The following is an 18,991-nucleotide window of genomic DNA, read 5'->3' on the forward strand; positions in this document are numbered from 1 at the left end:
TTAAATTACAACTTTTATTCCTAAAATTTTATAGGACTTTTTGTCACAGAATATCTGTTTTAAGTTCTCCTATTTTTTCCGGTTCCCGTAAATTCCTTTGATCGGAGAATATTCTATAATTTCACTTAGCTTCATCGAAGCCTGTTTCAGCAAAGTGATTTTTTTGATGAGTTCAAAATATTTTGTTTCATCTGTACTGCTGAACTGATCGAGTTCTTTCGCCGTCTCCTTTATTAAATAATCAATGTACCTGTATTTATGGAGCAGGACATCGCCTCTTACCTGATCAGCAATTTTATCGCCGTAGTTGGGAGGATAAATATTTCTGGATGCCCAGTTTTCAAGATCATCCAAAGGCATCAACGCATCTACTACTTTAGAGGTGATTTCCTCATCCATAAAGGAAACAAAAAAGTTTCCGCTTCTCAGTTCATCTTTCTGAATGCCTTCTTTTACTTCATTGATGATGACTTCATTGCTTTTTACCAGAAATTCATACTGTTCGTCTTCAAAATGATGAAGAATTTCTTCAATTACCGTGATCTGGTATTCTTCGTTTTTTTCGTTTCTCCTTTTTAAAACAATATCACCAAACATCAGCATATGATCCACAAGCTTATTTTCCATAAACAGAACATCAAAAAGGAAAGGATCACCTCTTTCCTCATCCAGAGGTACGATCTCCATTTTGGGAACGGCCTTTTCTTTCTGCTGTTGGGCGTGCTGGGTCTGATTCTGGGAAATCTGTTTCTGTACATCCAATTCGTTGAACAGGCTCTGTTCTGATAATCCGAATTTATTGGAAACCTCTTTCAGATAGACCTCTCTTTTCAGGGCATTTTGTACAAAGGAAACTGATTTTACAATATTCCGGATGGCCTCCGCTTTTTTAATAGGATCATTTCCTGCATCTTTCAGCAGGATCTCAGCTTTAAAATCGATAAAATCCATCGCTTCGTTTTCGATGAACTTTTCAACATATTCCTGCGGATGCTTTCTGGCAAATGAATCCGGGTCATCTCCTTCCGGAAACAGCAGCACTCTGATATTCATTCCTTCCGTCAGCAACATGTCAATACTTCGGAAACTGGCTTTAATCCCGGCATTATCACCATCGAAAAGAATCGTTACATTTTCCGTAAGCCTTTTGATGAGCTTGATCTGCTCAGTCGTCAGGGAGGTTCCCGAGCTTGCTACGACGTTCTCTATTCCGGACATATGCAGCGAGATCACATCCATATATCCTTCCACCAGAAGGCAGACATTCTTCCTTGAAATAGCCTGCTTACTCTGGTTCAGACCGTAAAGGACATTAGATTTGTGGTAAATCTCAGTTTCCGGTGAGTTAAGGTATTTGGCGGTTTTAACATTATTTTTTAAAATCCTCGCTCCAAATCCCAATACCCTTCCTGAAAAACTGTGAATCGGGAAAATAACCCTCTCCCGGAAACGGTCCACTCCCGCAGGCGTATTTTCCGGGAAAATAGAAAGTCCGGATTTTTCAAGAATTTCTTTAGTATATCCTTTTTCCAACGCATAAGCGGTAAAAGCATTTTTCTTTTCCGGGGAATATCCCAGCTGGAATTTCCGGATCGTATCATCTTTCAATTCGCGTTCCCTGAAATAGGACAAACCGATACTTTTCCCTTCCTCAGAATCCCAGAGTGTATCCTGAAAATAAGCATTGGCTACTTCATGAATCTTATAGAGCTGGTCCCTTTCTGACTGAGCATTCTTAGCTTCTTCAGAAAATTCACGCTGATCTTCTTCAATCTCAATCCCGTATTTTTTTGCTGCATGGCGAAGCGCTTCAGGATAAGTAAAATTTTCGATCTCCATCAGGAAAGAAATGGCTGTTCCTCCTTTTCCTGTGGAAAAATCTTTCCAGATCTGCTTACTGGCAGAAACTACAAAGCTGGGGGTCTTTTCATCGTGAAAAGGACTAAGCCCTTTGAAGTTAGACCCGGCTCTCTTCAACTGTACATACTCTCCTACTATTTCTTCTACCCGTATCGTTGAGAAAATTTTATCTATGGTCTGTTTGGAAATCATAGTGTAAAATTAAATATTTAGTTTGAAGAAAAAAAACTTCCAAAAAAAGTAAAACGGGATAACAAAACGACAAACGGATCAAAAGTAATTGGTGTCTTTTTCATAGGGAAAGCCGGTATGAAGTATTTTCAGGCCTGTTTTTGTTTTGCTGGTAATTTAGAATTAAATTTGCCGTGTCGGGTTAACCTGTATTTTAAAATTTAAATCCATCATGAATTACACCATACATACCATTGAAGACTGGCAGAAAGTTGTTGACACCATTATCCCGGAATTAAAACATAATATTTTTCTTTTAAAGGGAAATCTGGGAGCTGGAAAAACCACTTTCACCCAGTTTATGCTTAAAAAACTGGGAAGTAATGATGAGGTTAATTCACCTACCTACTCCATCGTGAATGAATACAATACTCCGAAAGGAAAAGTGTATCATTTTGACCTGTACCGTCTGAAAAATATTGAAGAAGTGTACGATATTGGCATTGAAGAATATCTGGACAACGCTTTTTTATGTATCATAGAATGGCCGGAAGTATATGAAGAAGAGCTGTACGGACTTAATTATCACACAATGAGCATCATTAATACAGGTGATGAAAGAGAAATCACATTCGATTAAATATTGTGTATCTTTGCTTATTAATTCAATGGTAAAATAACGATCTGTAAGACCTAATTTAATTTAAAGAATGAGTACTACAAATATTTTTACTCCTTTCACTGAAGAAGAGCTGATGCCGAAAGAGGAAAAGCTGGAGGTTATAAAGAAAGGGAAACAATTCAGTATTGGGATTCCTAAAGAAACCTGTCTTAATGAAAGGAGAACCTGCATTACTCCGGACGCGGTACAGGTATTGGTAGAACACGGCCACGAAATCATTATAGAATCTGGTGCCGGAGAGGGCTCTTTTTTTACAGATCTCCAGTATTCTGAATCCGGAGCCAGGGTTACCAATGATCCGAAAGAAGCATTCGGACAGGATCTGATCCTTAAGATTAACCCGCCTACTGAGGATGAAATTGATTATATGAAGCCTAATACGTATCTGGTTTCAGCGCTTCAGATCAATCTGAGAGATAAAGATTATTTTTTAAAGCTGGCAGAGAAAAAAATTAATGCCATTGCTTTTGAATTTATTGTAGACGAATATAAACAGCTGGCTTTAGTACGACTGGTCGGCGAAATTGCCGGAACAGTCTCTATTTTATATGCATCTGAGCTGCTTGCACTTTCAAACGGATTAATGCTGGGAGGAATTACAGGAGTAAGGCCTGCTGAAGTAGTTATTCTGGGTGCCGGCATCGTAGGTGAATTTGCCACCAAAGCCGCAATCGGGCTGGGTGCCAGCGTGAGGGTTTTTGATAATTCTCTTTCCAAACTGAGAAGACTTCATACGCTTGTTGACAGCAGGGTTCCCACCTCTATTATTGATCCTAAAGAACTCAGCAAAAGCCTACGACGCGCCGATGTAGTGATAGGAGCCCTTCCAAGGCTGAATATGACCCCTATCGTTACAGAAGATATGGTAATGAATATGAAGAAAGGCAGCGTTATTATTGACATTACCATTGACAACGGCAAGGTAATTGAAACTTCCGAGCTGACAACAATGGAAGACCCTTACATCATCAAACACGGCGTTATCCACTGCGGGCTTCCGAATCTTACATCAAGAATGCCGAGAACCACCACAAAAGCAATCTCTAATTTCTTCCTTTCCTATATTCTTAATTATGATGAGGAAGGTGGATTTGAAAATATGCTGATCCGCAAAAATGAAATGAAGCAGAGCTTATACATGTACAAAGGAAGGCATACGAAAAAGATCATCTGTGACCGCTTCGGACTGACTTACCACGATATCAATCTTTTAATTTTCTAATGAAAAAACTGAAATTCTACTTAATAGGCCTTGTTCCGGGGCTCATTATCGTATTCTTTATATTAAACAAAAAGGGAGCAAGCTGCAGCGGCTATCTGCCTAACAGCCGTGTAATTGCGGAAACCCTTTCCAAAGATTTCAAATATTCTGAAGGTTTTAAAACGGAAATGAATACGTATAAGGTTGACGAAAAGTTTCTCAAAGACAGCATCATTACCAAAGGAAAGATTGATTTTGACAGAAGCCACGCCCAGAAAAAACCGTGTCCTGATTATGTTCTGACTTACCCTGAAAAGAATCCGGTATACGAAATCACTTTTGAAAAATGTGAGGAAAATGCTACGCTGAACAGCCTGAAAAAAATAAGATAGCTATTTCCCGGCAACAGAAAACTTTCCATACAGGAAAAAGTCATCTTTATCCTTTCAGATGCTAAGCTGATCTTTTTTAATTTTGCATTACGCTAAATAATTATTTATGGATGGCAATTACTATATGATCCACGATTATCTGATATTCATTGGAGTATTTGCTATTTTCTTTTTTCTGACGGTGAGTATTTATCTTTTTAGCCAGAACGGCAAACTCAGACAGCGGAATACAAGGCTTTCTGAAACCAATAAACTTATTGAACAGAAACTGAATGAGGTTCAGCTGGAACATATTGGTACCAAGCTGAATCCGCACCTGTTTAAAAACATCCTTAATTCCGTCCAGTCGCACGCCTACCAGACCTATATGTCACTGGATAAACTGGCAAATGTCCTGGATTATATTCTATACGAAAGCAACAACAAATTCGTCAGCCCAAAGGAAGAACTGAATTTTGCCCTGAGCCTCATCGAAATCAATAAGATCAAAATAAATCCTCTCTTTGATTTCAGGATCAAATCCAGAGTTAATAAATCAGACGCAATGTATGAAGAGAAAGTTTTTGCCCCGCTGATTTCTGTAGACCTTATTGAAAATGCTTTCAAGCATACGGATTTCCTGGCACAGGATTCTTTTATTTCAGTTTATATGGAGCTTGAAAACAGGATTTTTACAATGAAAGTCAGCAACAAAGCTTCACTGAAAAATGTACTGGAAAAAGAAAAGAGCGGCTTCGGAAGCCAGTCTCTGGACCAAAGGCTGAAAATGATCTACAACAATTGTTATCAGCTGGAAAAAAATTCAAAAAACGGTATCTTCACCGCAGAATTAAAAATCAATTTAGGCGAATTCCATGATAAAATGCGTTATTCTTGATGACGAACTGCTGGCTATCAGCTATCTGAAGCTCCTCTGTGAACAGATTGATCATGTAGAGGTGGTAAAAGCGTTCAATGATCCCAAGGTATTTTTAAATGAAATTGGCAGTATTGACTGCAATCTCTGTATCCTGGATATTGAAATGCCCGGAATGACAGGGCTTCAGGTAGCCGAACTGATTTCGGCCTCTAAAAAAATCATCTTCACTACCGCTTACAAGGAATATGCTGCAGAAGCTTTTGACCTGAATGTGGTGGACTATGTAAGAAAACCCATCAGAAAAGAAAGACTGATCCAGGCCTTTGAAAAAGCCAAAGAACTCATTTCTGTACCTCTTAAAAAGGATTTTATAGAATGGAATACCAATATCGGGAAAACCGTCATTTTTACAGAACAGATTGCCTATATCAAAACCTCTGAGATTGACAGCCGGGATAAAGACATCATCCTGAATGACGGAACAGACATTGTCCTGAAAAACCTCAGCTTTAAAACCCTGCTGGAAATGCTTCCTGCCAAAGACTTTGCCCAGATCAACAAAAAAGAGATCATCGCGCTTTCTTCCATCAAAATATTTTCCACCAACGAAATTATTACGACCATTCCTGCTGAAGGGGATCATTTCCTTAAACTTCAGATTGGAGAAGCTTATAGAAGTTCATTATTGGAGCGCTTCGGAAAGTAGAGATTACCTTAAAAAACAATATCTATCATTGACGACTTCATAACTTCCCTCTTCCATCTCCCAGCTTCAAACCTTACCCAGAACTGAGATCAAATAGATTTTATTACATTTTTCGGAAGCTTCGTTACATTTTCGGAGGAAGCATGTCTAACATCAATATATTCTTATCAACTTTGCATTAAAATATTGGAATCATGAATTGGGGGAAATACAGAAATTTAATTTTTTATATTGCTACTATAGCTTTTTTTTCATGTCTGATGTACTTTTTTATCATAGAAGGCCAGACATTGGAAATCAAGGAAAATATTGTTGCGAAAACAAGCACAGGCTCTACCTGGGATAATTTCCAGGAGTCTTTCAGGACCAATCTTCATCATCCGCTGGCCCTTCTTCTGGCCCAGATTGTCACCATCATTCTGGTGGCCCGTCTTTTCGGATGGATCTGTATGAAGATTAAACAGCCGAGCGTTATTGGTGAAATGATTGCCGGAATTGTTCTCGGGCCTTCTCTTGTAGGAATGTATTTTCCGGAATTTTCAGCTTTCCTTTTTCCTAAAGAATCTCTGGGCAATCTCCAGTTTCTCAGCCAGATAGGGCTTATTCTCTTCATGTACATTGTAGGTATGGAGCTGGATCTGAGCGTATTGAGAAAAAAAGCGCATGATGCAGTGGTGATCAGTCACGCCAGCATTATCATTCCTTTTGCTTTGGGAATCGGACTTTCCTATTTTATTTATCAGGAATTTTCACCGGACGGCATTCAGTTCACATCATTTGCCTTATTTATAGCTATTTCCATGAGTATTACAGCTTTCCCGGTACTGGCAAGAATTGTTCAGGAAAGAAACCTTCAGAAAACCAAACTGGGAACAATTGTCATTACCTGTGCTGCGGCAGATGATATCACGGCATGGTGCATCCTTGCAGCTGTTATAGCCATTGTAAAGGCAGGGTCTTTTGCAAGTTCCATTTATGTGATCATCATGGCTATCGCTTATGTATTTTTAATGATTAAAATTGTAAGACCATTCCTGAAAAGGGTTGGTGATCTTCAGGCAGGAAAAAACACCATCAGCAAACCCATGGTGGCTATTTTCTTCCTCACACTTATTCTCTCTTCCTATGCTACCGAAGTAATTGGTATCCATGCCTTATTCGGAGCTTTTATGGCCGGGGCAATTATGCCTGAAAATGCTAAATTCCGGACACTCTTCATTGATAAGGTAGAAGACGTGGCCTTGGTTCTTCTTCTTCCGTTATTCTTTGTATTTACCGGACTGCGTACACAGATCGGACTTCTGAACGACAGTCATTTGTGGATAACAGCAGGCCTGATTATTCTTACCGCTGTAGTAGGGAAATTTGCAGGAAGTGCGCTCACTGCCAGATTTGTAGGAATCAACTGGAAAGACAGCTTAACAATTGGCGCTCTGATGAATACCAGAGGACTGATGGAGCTTATCGTTCTGAATATCGGATATGATCTGGGTGTTTTAGGCCCTGAAATCTTCGCCATGCTTGTGATTATGGCTTTATTTACAACATTCATGACCGGCCCGGCCCTGGATTTCATCAATTTCATTTTTAAATCTAAGAAAGATACAGATGAAGATACCCACAATGAAAACGAAGCAAAGTACCGCGTACTATTGTCATTTGATAAACCAGAATCCGGAAGTACCCTGCTTAAGCTGGCCCATGATTTCACTCATAAAATGAACGGCAATAAAAGCATTACGGCCATGAATATTGCTCCGGTTGATGAAATGCACGCTTATGATATTAATGAATATGAAGAAGCCCAGTTCAAAAATGTTATTGAAACCTCACATGACCTGAAGCTGGAAGTGACCACTCTTTTCAAAGCTTCCACCGATATTGAAAATGATCTTACCAGTATTTCCAATAAGGGAAATTATGATCTTCTCCTGATCATGCTGGGCAAATCCATGTATGAAGGCAGCCTGCTGGGAAGACTGCTTGGCTTTACCACAAAGATTATCAATCCGGAAAAGCTCCTGAATACGGTAAAAGGGAAAGGAAATATTTTCAACAACTCTCCTTTTGACGATTTTACATTACAGATTCTGGACAAAACCAATATTCCGGTGGGAATCATGGTGGAAAAAGATTTTACGTCTGCCGATAAAGTTTTTGTGCCGATCTTTAATCTCAGTGACTTTTACCTGCTGGAATATGCTAAAAGATTAATCAACAATAACAACTCCCAGATTATCATCTTAGATGCTGCCGGACAGATCCGCAACAATATCGAGGTGAAAGAACTGATCCGGGGCATTGAACAGGTTGCCCCAAATCACATCACTTTATACAACGAAAAAAAGATAGAGAAAGAATTCCTGAATGGTCAGGACCTGATGCTGATCAGCAGTAAAAGCTGGAAAAACCTGATCGACACGAAAAGCCTCTGGCTGTCTGATATTCCCTCAACTTTGATTATTTCCAACCCATAAAACAGAACAGTTCATTAGTCCATATCTTCCGGATTCAGCATTGTCATTAAAAACAGCTATATTTATCGTTCCAAAACAATATATGCTGATCAATACTGAAAACGGAACTGTAGAGCTGGCAGCATTCAATACCTTCCTGCAGAGGGGAATGCTGCTGGCAGATCTGCAGCAGACTGACTTTTATAAATCCCGCTATTATAATATGTGGGATGTACAAACAGGATACTTCTGGTATTATTTTAATGCCATCACTATTGAAGATTCCCAGCTCTGCTTTCAACTCTGCTTTTCAGGAGACCATCTTGAAAGCATCCATATGAATACCAGGGAAGAAACTGATCCTAAAAACTGGGATGAATGGACCGAAGAAAAAGAAATGCAGGTATTCCACCGGAATAATAAGTTCCTGTCCAGGGTTCTGGAAATTCCACCCGCCCGAAAAAGTAAAACTCCTTACCCGAGCTGGACGTTTCTTTTTTCATGGGGAAATATCTGGTCTGTTTATGATCCCCGAAGTGCCAGCAGTATCATGGGGATAAGCTATAATGAAAACATAACCCCGAAAACAGATTAATATGTGTCGATACGCTATGATAGCCTATAAACCGCATTACGCCTGTTTCGGCTGTCAGAAAACCTTTAAACGGCGTCTTCTCAAGGATGTAGACAGGGATGCAGAAACCTCTTCTGAAGCCAGTTGTCCGGAATGTGGAGAATTGATGGCCAGTATGGGCAAGGATTTTAAATCTCCTCCAAAAAATGACGATAAAAAGTGGCAGCATATACGCAGTCTGTACACCGTAGGAATTACTTTTCACTCCTGTGGCTGTTCCGGCCCCGGATATATTCCCAGTGACAGGGAAGCTATTATTGCTTATCTGAAACAGATCCGTTCAGGCTATGAAGAATCACTTATTTTCTGGAGAAACCGTACCGAGCCGGAGAGTAAAGAAGAGCGCAAAAAAGACTACCAGCGGAACTGGCATAAATTATCCGCTGTAAAATCCAATGCGGAAAAACTGGGAGTAAGCAACCATGAGGGAATTGATTACTGGCTTAAAAGAATCCATGAAGTGGAAGAACGGATAAAGCTTGCTGAAAAAATGTAAGGATATAATCAATGTAACAATTTACGATGCAACAGTTTACCCATTCTTTGATTTCAGACCCTCGGTGATAGTTCTCAGATTTTTACACTAACCTCTTAGTTTCAGAAGTTTCTCATAGAGCTCAGAAATCCGTTTTTGTTCTTCAGAAATATATTCACTGCTGAAAGATATTCCACGACCTTCGGTGTTTATGATATGGATGAGGTTACCCTTTTCAAAATAGTTGCGGTTTTCAGTAATTTTTGATTTCTTAAAATCAAAAGCTTCAGTATCATTATTCTCTTTCATCGCTTTTTCATTATAATACAGCGGACGGTTGTAATGATAATTTTTTTCGAAAACAAATGACAGCTTTCCATCCAGAAGATAATATTCGATGAATATCTGTCCCATTTCACCATATAATCTCGCGGTAATCTTTTCCAATTTTCCTTTCTGTTCATAAAATACGGCTTCTCCACCTTCAGCAGATTCTCCTTCTACATCTCTTTTTTCAATTATTGTCCACTTCTTAATAGAATTGATTCTTTTGAAATTGGAACGGATGGGCTTCAGTCGATTTTCCAGAGAGGCATTATCTTCAGTATCATTTTTATTGAAAGTTTCTTTAATTTTTACCGTATCTGAATGAACGAATGTTTCAGGAAATTTTCTTCCGGCAGATATCAGGTTGATACTTCCGGCTGTTATTAATAATCCGTAGAAAATACTGTTCTTCATATTTTGGTGTTTTGTCTCCTGTAAGATTTCTGCAAAGCTAGTAAAACTTCTGTTTTTCTCGTTTTTTATTGTATGATTGGCAGATGTAAAACCGGAAATTTTCTTTTGTGACTGAAAATTAATATCAATAAATGATCTACCAATGCCTTCACAGATGTTTATGGAAATTTTATACGCTCGCAGATAATGCAGATCTTTTTGTACAGCAGTAAATAAAAAATACTCCGGATTTAAAAAATATTTTATAACTTCGCTTTGTGAATTTCAACAACGAAACATATTATTATAGAATTTTTACCTCAGATCTGGGATAGGGATTCTTATGAACATAACTTACAACCTCGTCCTGGACGGGGTTTTTTTATTTTAAAATTGAAAAGATGAAAATAAGTATTATTGGAGCGGGATTAATTGGAGGTTCAATGGCATTGAAATTAAGAGAGAAAGGAATTGCCAGCTTTATTTACGGAATTGATCATAACCAGCAGCACATTAATGAAGCATTAGAACTAAAGATCATTGATGAAGGAGCTGATCTGGAACAGGGTGTTAAAAATTCAGATCTTATCATTATAGCTGTTCCTGTGGATGCGGCCCGGAAGCTTCTGCCCGGCGTTCTGGATCTCATATCAGATCATCAGACTGTAATGGATGCCGGCTCTACCAAAGCGGGAATTGTGAATGCAGTTAAAAATCATCCGAAACGATCAAGATTCGTAGCTTTCCACCCGATGTGGGGTACCGAAAACAATGGTCCGAAATCTGCTATTGCTGAAAGTTTCTCAGGAAAAGCCGGGGTTATCTGTAATAAGGAAGAATCTGCGGATGACGCTTTGGAAACCGTAGAAAAAATAGTGGAAGCGCTTGATATGCACATGATTTATATGGATGCCGGAGACCACGACATTCATACGGCCTATATTTCCCATATTTCCCATATTACCTCCTATGCACTCGCTAATACCGTACTGGAAAAAGAACGTGAGGAAGAAACCATTTTCCAGCTTGCCAGTTCGGGGTTCTCCAGTACAGTGCGTCTGGCAAAATCCCATCCAGAAATGTGGGTTCCTATCTTTAAGCAAAACAAAGAAAATGTTCTGGATGTTCTGAACGAACATATTACGCAGCTCAGAAAATTCAAATCTGCGTTGGAAAAAGAAAATTATGAATATCTGGAAGAACTGATCTGTAATGCTAACAGGATCAGGGGAATATTAAGATAGATCATAAAAAAATAACGAAAGGGCAGACTTGTAAACTTACAAACTCGCCCTTTATTTTTTTGCTACGATCTTTTATATTTCAATAATAAATTTTAATAAAGTTAAAAAATATTTTAATTTTATTAAAATTATTATTACTTTCGTGAAAAATTAATTCATGAAGCTCCCTATCATCTGTCCGAGCTGCGAACATACTTTAAATGTAAGCCGGATGAAATGCCCCCACTGCCAAACAGAGGTAAGCGGCGAATATGAACTTCCCGTACTTCTTAAGCTCAACCGTGAAGAACAGGAGTTTATCCTCAATTTTTTTCTCTCCAGCGGAAGTATTAAAGAAATGGCCAAACAGGCCGGCCTATCCTATCCTACAATGAGAAATAAAATGGATGATTTGATCACCAAAGTCGGACAGCTAAAAACTAATTCCTAAATCGATTGTTATGAACTGGAAAAACGTTTTCAATCCTTTTGAAAGATTTGATGATAAGCAGCTGCTTATAGCCGGACTTTTGACAGTTGCAGCAGCCATTTTTACAGGATACTGGACAGACAGCTTCTTCAGCAGCATCTATAAAATCAACGGTCTGGAAAAAACGTCCCTGCAGGCCGTGGCAATTCCAACGCTTGCGAGCTTTGCTTTGGCGATAGTGATACTCTTTATTTTGGGTAAAATACTGAACAATAAGACCCGATTTATAGACATTGTCAATACGGTATTAATATCCCAAATGTCACTTGTGATTTTACAGGCTTTTACCGGTATTTCATATATTAATAGGGCTCAGGAACATGTAATCAGTTATCAGACTGATCCTGCCGGTCCGTTTCCGGTATTGGACTTTATCGTTATGCTGTCTATGGCATCTTTTGTTATCATGGTCCTTATTTACAGCATTACCGTGTATTATAATGGCTTTAAAACGGCTACCAATATAAAAAAATGGCAACATATTGTTCTTTTCGGGGTAGTATCTCTTATTATGACTATTGTCTGCCAGATCTTAACTGCTAAATACTTATAACCTCATGAAAACCAAATTATTATTAGTGCTTGTTTTTTTAGCACAGCTTTGTTATTCCCAAATTGAAGGAACCTGGTACGGTGAAATCGATCTCCAGATCAGAAAATTACCGGTTATCTTAAAAATGAAAAAAACGGCGGACGGATATACTTCACTTCTTAACAGCCCTCTGCAAAGCAAAGAAGATATTCCTGTAGACAGGACCTCTTTTATCAATAATGAACTGACTTTTGAAATCAAGAAAATCAACGCCTCTTATAAAGGTTATTTTCAAAAGAATGTTTTTGAGGGTATATTTATTCAAAACGGTAAAACCATTCCTTTACATCTTTCCCGTGATCCCCATTCATCAGAAGACAAGAAGATCTCTTATCTGAACGGGAAAACTATCAATGCTGAAAAACTTAATGAATTCCTGGATTATATTGCACAGAATAACCAGGGAATCGGCAGTGTATCTATATTCAGGAACGGGATTCAGGAATATCACAAAGATTTCGGCCAGCAGCAGGTAAAAAATATCACCTATGATAAAAATACACAATACCAGATTGGTTCTATCAGCAAGCTTTTCACTTCAATAATGCTTATGCAGCTGGTAGAAAAGGGAAAGCTGAACCTTAATGAAAAACTTTCAACATTCTATCCCGAGATTGCCAATTCTAAAAATATTACCATCCGCCAGATGCTGAACCATACCAGCGGACTTGGAAATTATATCGCTGCAGGAGCGGACAACTGGCTGATAGGAAAAGCTGTTGGAGATAAAGCCATTCTTGATGCTATTAAAGATCAGGGACTTCATTTCCAGCCAGGAAAAAGCGTAAAATATTCCAATTCCGCCTACTTTCTTTTAAGCAGGATTCTTGAAAAATTATATGATGGAAAGCCCTATCATGAGATCTTAAAAGAAAATATTCTTGAAAAAGCAGGTATGAAGTATACTTTTTCTGCATTAGATCATCCTCAGAATATTTTCAAGCCCTATAAATTCAGCAACGGCAGCTGGCAGGAAATTCCGGATTTTGATTTCAGGAACTGTATTGGTGTGGGAGATATTGTTTCTACTACAGAAGATATGAATACCTTTATCACTGCTCTGTTCAATGGTAAATTTATTAAAAAGGAAACACTGGATATGATGACCTCCAATAAAAAGGAAATAATGTTCGGAACCGGAATTATGAAACCTCCTTTTTACAATATTATTTCTTATGGGCATGGCGGTGACACTTATGGCACTCATTCTATGTTAAGTTATGAACCTACTGATAAGCTTGCTTTTGCCGTTACGGTAAACGGAGAACGCTTCATGCACAATAATCTTTATATCGGGATTTTGAATATACTCTACGGACAGGATTATCAGTTCCCTCAGTTTGAAGAGGATAAAAATGATGCGGAAAAAGATCAGTATTCAGGGGATTATACCTCAAAAGAAACTCCTCTGGATCTGAAAGTCTTTACCAAAGACGGAACTTTGTATGCCCAGGGCTCCGGACAGCCGGAATTTCCACTGACCTATGCTGAAAAAAATAAATATAAATTTGACCAGGCAGACATCACCATCCTGTTTATCCCTGAAAATAACCAGCTGAAACTCATTCAGGGAGGAAATACCTACCTGTTTAACAAAAAATAACCCACATTCCGCAGCACAATTCATTGTAATTCAGCAAAAAAACGACAATACAAAATCCTTAGACATGATCTAAGGATTTTGTATTTTAAAAGATATATTTTCTATTAACATTCCGGTACATTCACCGCAATGGCCAGCCCGCCTTCTGAGGTTTCCTTAAAACGGTCACTCATAGACAAAGCGGTCTCCCACATGGTTTGTATCACTTCATCCAGGGTAACTTTTGCTTTTGTAGGATCACTTTCCAGGGCAATATTTGCGGCAGTGATCGCTTTGATCGCTCCCATTGTATTTCTTTCGATACATGGAATCTGTACCAGGCCTTTGATCGGGTCGCAGGTAAGTCCCAGATGATGCTCCATCGCAATTTCTGCGGCCATCAGTACCTGACCTACACTTCCGCCCAAAATCTCGGTAAGTCCCGCAGCTGCCATAGCAGATGAAACTCCGATTTCAGCCTGGCATCCTCCCATAGCCGCGGAGATTGTTGCATTCTTTTTAAATAAAGTTCCGATTTCCCCGGCAACCAGGATAAACCTTACAATATCGTCTTCACTGATAAAATCTGTAAATGCCTGGGAATACATCAGCACAGCAGGAATAACTCCGCTGGCGCCATTGGTAGGAGCCGTGATAATCCTTCCGAAGCTGGCATTTTCTTCATTCACCGCAAGGGCAAAGCAGGCGATCCATTTATTGATGTTGGTAAAGTTCTCTTCCGCATCCACCACCAGCTTAAACCATTCATCAAGATTTTTATAGATTTTATCTTCTCCCAAAAGCTTCCTGTTGATTCCCGCCGCTCTTCTCGTAACGTTCAGTCCGCCAGGAAGAATTCCTTCTTTATTCACCCCTTTATAGATGCATTCTTTAATCTGCTGCCAGATATATAAAGCTTCCTGCCTCGTCTCTTCCTGCGGTCTCCAGCTTTCTTCATTAATGAATATGAGATCTGAAATTCTTTTTAAACCCAGCTTTTCACAATATTTGACAATATCTGAACCATGGTGGCAAGGATATAAGGTACGTACACAGTGCTTCTGTATTGAGTTTTTTTCCTGGCTGGCAATAAAGCCCCCACCTACAGAATAAAAATCCTGAACAAGCTCGGTTCCGTCTTCAAAAACAGCCCTGAAAATCATCCCGTTCGGATGGAAATCAAGGGATTTCTGCATGTTTAAAACCAGATGATAACCGTAAATGAACGGAATTTCCTTTTCACCACCCAGATTAAGAATTTGAGTAGTCTTGATATGATTTATTTTCTCATCAATTTTTGAAGTATCAATCGTCTTAAAATCTTCACCATTTAATCCAAGCATTCCGGCAATATCTGTTCCGTGCCCGATTCCCGTTTTAGCCAGTGAACCGAAAAATTCAAGAAAAACTTCCTTAACTTCTGCTATTGATCTTTCTCTTTTTATAATCCTGATGAATGCAGATGCCGCATTCCATGGCCCCATCGTATGCGAACTGGACGGGCCTATTCCTACTTTAATAATCTCAAAAACCGATATTGATTCCATAAGTGATTCTTCATTTTCCTCGAAAAACAAAGATACACGATAAATCCCAATAATATTGATCTTATATCAGGAGAGTAAGGATAAAATAAGAATTTTAAAAACTTATAAAAGCTTTTGATGTAAATTGTTCTCTATCACTTCTTCAAATATCTCACTCAATATTTTAGAAACCTCTTTAGATTTGGTAGCCGGAAATAAATGGGTTCCGCCCTTGATGACATAATCCGGTTTTGAATAACGGATCGGAAAGACAATATCCTTATCGCCCAGAATCTGGATCACCTCCGGGTTTTCTTCAAACTTCCATTCTGAAACCTTTTCTACCGACCATTTCAGATAATAAGGATCTCTCACTCTGAAATACTGAAGGATCTTAGGATTCTTAGGATCAAAAAGCTTCCTTACCACAGAATATACATTGGCCGCTTTATCGTTGAATAAACCTACCGGAAGTATTCTCGGGATCTTTGTAATTTCTCCGGTCTTGATAAATTTAGATTTTTCTTTATCGGATTTAATGCTTCCCAGAATCACTACTTTTTCGGCAGGCTTCAGCTTATTGATCTCCTGTACTATGATTCCTCCAAAAGAATATCCTAAAAGGCAGAATGGTTCAGAAGGATCAACTTTCTCCGCCATTCTCTGTACATAAGAATCGAAAGGCTCATTTTTCTCAGGGATGAGCCAGTCTATAAAAATCAATTCGCAGTGCTTGGGAAACTCCAGTCTTTCCAATACTTTAAAATCGGCCCCCAGCCCGCTTACAATATAAATTTTCATACAGCTAATTTATAAAAAACATGTAAAAATAAAGTAAGCTAATCTCAGAATCAATAAAAAAAGAGCGGTTTATAAAACCACTCTTCCTTGCATTATCAATCGTTATTTCTTTAAGTTTATTTTTTCTTTACAGGAACTCTGTTTTCGTTATCCAGTTTTTCTGTAGAAACTCTGAACTGGAAATCCATTTCGTTCTTGATGAAGTAATCTTTCAGTGAAGACTGGTAGAATACTTTGAAATCTCTTCTGTTCAGTGAGAACTTGGCAGATTCTATTACTACAGTAAACTGAGTTACGTATACGTTCGCAGGGAAAGTAATGGTTTTTCTTACGCCTTTAATGGTAATATCTCCGTATACTGTAGAATTGTACTCGCTGTTTGCTAACGGAATAATTTTAGTCAGGTGAAACTTTGCAATCGGGAATTTTTTTACTTCAAAGAAGTTGGTTCCTTTAAGCTCATTGGTAAGTTTAATCTGATCTTCTTCAGACACATCTCCTGCCATCATGCTTCTCATATCTATAATAAACTCTCCGTCTACCAGAACTGTTTTATCGAAATTGAATTTTCCGCTCTTCAGCTTTACCGTTCCTGAATGGGAAGAAGTTTCCGTTTTTACAACTTTATATCCCCACCATCTGATCTCTGATGAAGTTACTTTCGAAACCTTATCAAATTTCTTCTGGGCAAAAACAAATGATACGCTTACGCACATCATAGCAAACAATAGTAATCTTTTCATTCTTTTTTATTTACAATTCAACAAAAATAAAAAAAAGTGTAGAACTTCTACACTTTTAACAATCTTTTTTTGATTAAATTATTTAGCAGTTACCTTTACGGTCATATCAATGTCATCTTTCACAAAAACATCCTGCATGGTAGACTTGTATGCGACATCAAATTTCTGTCTGTCGAAAGAGAATTTGCTGGAAACAAGGCTTACCGTTCCGTTGCTGTAGGTAATTTTTGCAGGGAAGCTTACCGCATTTGTTTTTCCTTTTACCGTAAGGTTTCCGGTTACTAATGAATTGTAAACTTTATCGTTGTTTTTCTTTACAGAAGTAATTTTGAAAGAAGCTGTAGGGAATTTTTCAACTTCAAAGAAGTCACCATTTTTAAGGTGTCCGTTCAGTTTCTGCTGATATTCTCCTGAAAGGTCTGTTGCATTGATAGAAGTCATATCCAAAACAAAACTTCCTCCTACCAGCTGATTTCCTTTCATCACCATTTCTCCTGATTTTACTTTTACAGTTCCGTCGTGAGAGCTTGCCTCAGACTTCGCTACTTTGTACCCCCACCAGTGAATATCAGAAGTTACCACTTTCTTTGACTGTCCGAAAGCTAAACCACCAGCTAAAACTGCTAATAAAAATATTTTTTTCATTTGAATAAAGTTATTTACTTATTTAATGGTGCAAATGTAGCCAACTTATCCGATAGATTTCATTGATGTATATCAATAAGAACAATTATTTTTATGAATAATATCATCCTATAAAAAAACTCCGGAAATAATCCGGAGCTGTCTATTTTAATTTTGATAGTAAGCGGTATACAATGCCGCTCCTTTTAATGCTGTGTGGTTCTGTTTGATCAGGTAAATCGGGGTGTTTTTAAGCATAGCCTCCATCTTATCACTGATCTTGAATTTCTCATAGAACTTGGTTTTGTCTATATATTCTCTCACCGTCTGCGGGATATCTCCTGAAATCAGCAGACCTCCAGTGGCTTTAAGCTTAAGAACAAGGTTGTTGGCTTCTCTCGCCAGAAACTCCAGAAATGTATCTAATGCAATTCTGCAGATGAGTACATTTTCTTCTACGGCTGCTTTGTACAATTCTTCAACAAAGTTTCCTCCTGCCAGACGTTCTGCCAGCCATTCCGGTTCCGGATGCCTTTTAACGTCTCTCAGGAATCTGTAAATATTGAAAAGACCGGTTTTCGACAATACATTTTCCCAGCTTACAATACCGTAAATGTTATTTAAAAACTGGTAGAATTCTACCTCTACATTGGTTCTTGGTGAAAACTCGGAGTGTCCTCCTTCCGTAGCAAAAGGTCTTAGAAATTGCCCGTCGAAGAAATATCCGGCTTCTCCCAATCCGTTTCCGGGAGCCAGGATAGCAACATTTCCTTTCTCCAGATGCCCGCTGGTATAGATAGGCTCAAGATCGCTGTCTTCCAGAAGCCCCATTCCGTAAGCAGAAGCTTCCAGGTCGTTCAGCATATCTCCTTTTTCAAAGCCGAACTCTCTGGTATATTCTTCAATATCCAGATCCCAGCCCAATCTTGCAGGGCTGCTCTTCCCGTCAATAACAGGTCCGGGTACAGCCATTGACAGACGCTGTACATTATTTAACTGATTATCCTGAATAAACTTTCTCAGAATATCAGAAAATGACGCATACTCTTTAGTTGTATACGTATTCTGAATTTTTATCTCAAGACCTCCGTTACTGGAAACAAAATAGCCTAAGATGGTCATATCTTCACGGAGGCTGGCTCCAATGATAGAAACATTATCATTATTACTGTTCTCTACTCCTGGTAAATAAAGCGGAAATTTTGGATTCAAAATCATAACCTCAAATTTTATCAAATATAATAATAGTTTTCG

Annotated in this window: 19 protein-coding genes; 12 read left to right on the forward strand and 7 right to left on the reverse strand. The window is 38.5% G+C overall.

From position 1 onward, the window contains the following. Nucleotides 1-69: 69 nt before the first annotated feature. On the reverse strand, nt 70-2,052 hold the full coding sequence (gene dnaG / locus AOB46_RS03480) for a DNA primase (protein WP_062696638.1): 1,983 nt from the start codon (nt 2,050-2,052) through the stop codon (nt 70-72). 211 nt (nt 2,053-2,263) lie between these two features. On the opposite strand from dnaG, the gene tsaE reads away from it, so the two are divergent. The 8 genes from tsaE (at nt 2,264) to AOB46_RS03520 (ending at nt 9,457) form a co-directional block, all read left to right on the forward strand. Next, nucleotides 2,264-2,671: a tRNA (adenosine(37)-N6)-threonylcarbamoyltransferase complex ATPase subunit type 1 TsaE gene (gene tsaE / locus AOB46_RS03485; RefSeq protein WP_062696639.1), complete on the forward strand. Its 408-nt coding sequence runs from the start codon at nt 2,264-2,266 to the stop codon at nt 2,669-2,671. 70 nt (nt 2,672-2,741) lie between these two features. Beyond that, complete coding sequence (locus AOB46_RS03490) at nt 2,742-3,935, forward strand: alanine dehydrogenase (protein ID WP_062696640.1); 1,194 nt, start codon at nt 2,742-2,744, stop codon at nt 3,933-3,935. Continuing rightward, nucleotides 3,935-4,306, forward strand: coding sequence for a hypothetical protein (locus tag AOB46_RS03495; RefSeq protein WP_062696641.1), 372 nt, complete (start codon nt 3,935-3,937; stop codon nt 4,304-4,306). The genes AOB46_RS03490 and AOB46_RS03495 overlap by 1 nt, the downstream gene beginning before the upstream one ends. Before the next feature lie 106 nt (nt 4,307-4,412). Further along, nucleotides 4,413-5,183, forward strand: a complete 771-nt coding sequence (locus AOB46_RS03500) for a histidine kinase (RefSeq protein ID WP_082377003.1) — start codon at nt 4,413-4,415, stop codon at nt 5,181-5,183. Beyond that, nucleotides 5,161-5,871 (forward strand): LytR/AlgR family response regulator transcription factor, encoded by a 711-nt coding sequence (locus AOB46_RS03505; protein ID WP_062696642.1) that lies wholly within the window; start codon nt 5,161-5,163, stop codon nt 5,869-5,871. Before AOB46_RS03500 ends, AOB46_RS03505 begins: the two co-directional genes overlap by 23 nt. Before the next feature lie 194 nt (nt 5,872-6,065). Further along, nucleotides 6,066-8,348 (forward strand): cation:proton antiporter, encoded by a 2,283-nt coding sequence (locus tag AOB46_RS03510; protein WP_062696643.1) that lies wholly within the window; start codon nt 6,066-6,068, stop codon nt 8,346-8,348. 82 nt (nt 8,349-8,430) lie between these two features. Next, nucleotides 8,431-8,922, forward strand: coding sequence for a hypothetical protein (locus AOB46_RS03515; protein ID WP_062696644.1), 492 nt, complete (start codon nt 8,431-8,433; stop codon nt 8,920-8,922). 16 nt (nt 8,923-8,938) lie between these two features. Further along, nucleotides 8,939-9,457 (forward strand): hypothetical protein, encoded by a 519-nt coding sequence (locus tag AOB46_RS03520; RefSeq protein WP_241489154.1) that lies wholly within the window; start codon nt 8,939-8,941, stop codon nt 9,455-9,457. 87 nt (nt 9,458-9,544) lie between these two features. Here the strand turns inward: AOB46_RS03520 and AOB46_RS03525 are convergent, their stop codons facing one another. Further along, the gene (locus tag AOB46_RS03525) at nt 9,545-10,177 is read right to left on the reverse strand and encodes a hypothetical protein (RefSeq protein ID WP_062696646.1); all 633 of its coding nucleotides are present in this window, start codon (nt 10,175-10,177) and stop codon (nt 9,545-9,547) included. 380 nt (nt 10,178-10,557) lie between these two features. Between AOB46_RS03525 and AOB46_RS03530 the strand changes: the two genes are divergently transcribed. From AOB46_RS03530 to AOB46_RS03545, 4 genes are all read left to right on the forward strand, one after another. Continuing rightward, nucleotides 10,558-11,400: a prephenate dehydrogenase gene (locus tag AOB46_RS03530; RefSeq protein WP_062696647.1), complete on the forward strand. Its 843-nt coding sequence runs from the start codon at nt 10,558-10,560 to the stop codon at nt 11,398-11,400. A gap of 157 nt (nt 11,401-11,557) precedes the next feature. Further along, on the forward strand, nt 11,558-11,830 hold the full coding sequence (locus AOB46_RS03535) for a DUF2089 family protein (RefSeq protein WP_062696648.1): 273 nt from the start codon (nt 11,558-11,560) through the stop codon (nt 11,828-11,830). Between the two features lie 10 nt (nt 11,831-11,840). Further along, on the forward strand, nt 11,841-12,422 hold the full coding sequence (locus AOB46_RS03540; protein ID WP_062696649.1) for a YIP1 family protein: 582 nt from the start codon (nt 11,841-11,843) through the stop codon (nt 12,420-12,422). Nucleotides 12,423-12,426: 4 nt separating this feature from the next. Beyond that, nucleotides 12,427-14,064: a serine hydrolase domain-containing protein gene (locus AOB46_RS03545; RefSeq protein WP_062696650.1), complete on the forward strand. Its 1,638-nt coding sequence runs from the start codon at nt 12,427-12,429 to the stop codon at nt 14,062-14,064. Nucleotides 14,065-14,168: 104 nt separating this feature from the next. On the opposite strand, the gene AOB46_RS03550 is transcribed toward AOB46_RS03545, so the two are convergent. The 5 genes from AOB46_RS03550 to AOB46_RS03570 form a co-directional block, all read right to left on the reverse strand. Continuing rightward, complete coding sequence (locus AOB46_RS03550) at nt 14,169-15,590, reverse strand: L-serine ammonia-lyase (RefSeq protein WP_062696651.1); 1,422 nt, start codon at nt 15,588-15,590, stop codon at nt 14,169-14,171. A gap of 102 nt (nt 15,591-15,692) precedes the next feature. Further along, a complete protein-coding gene (locus AOB46_RS03555) occupies nt 15,693-16,370 on the reverse strand; it encodes an alpha/beta hydrolase (protein ID WP_062696652.1) in 678 nt (225 codons plus the stop codon). A 116-nt stretch (nt 16,371-16,486) separates the two neighbouring features. Then, nucleotides 16,487-17,113 (reverse strand): YceI family protein, encoded by a 627-nt coding sequence (locus AOB46_RS03560; RefSeq protein WP_062696653.1) that lies wholly within the window; start codon nt 17,111-17,113, stop codon nt 16,487-16,489. 78 nt (nt 17,114-17,191) lie between these two features. After that, nucleotides 17,192-17,758 carry a YceI family protein gene (locus AOB46_RS03565; RefSeq protein ID WP_062696654.1) on the reverse strand — a complete coding sequence of 189 codons (567 nt, stop codon included), beginning with the start codon at nt 17,756-17,758 and terminating at the stop codon, nt 17,192-17,194. Between the two features lie 147 nt (nt 17,759-17,905). Next, a complete protein-coding gene (locus AOB46_RS03570) occupies nt 17,906-18,955 on the reverse strand; it encodes a glucokinase (RefSeq protein ID WP_062696655.1) in 1,050 nt (349 codons plus the stop codon). Nucleotides 18,956-18,991: the final 36 nt, after the last annotated feature.

It is taken from the genome of Chryseobacterium indologenes (assembly GCF_001295265.1).
Lineage (GTDB): Bacteria > Bacteroidota > Bacteroidia > Flavobacteriales > Weeksellaceae > Chryseobacterium > Chryseobacterium indologenes_A.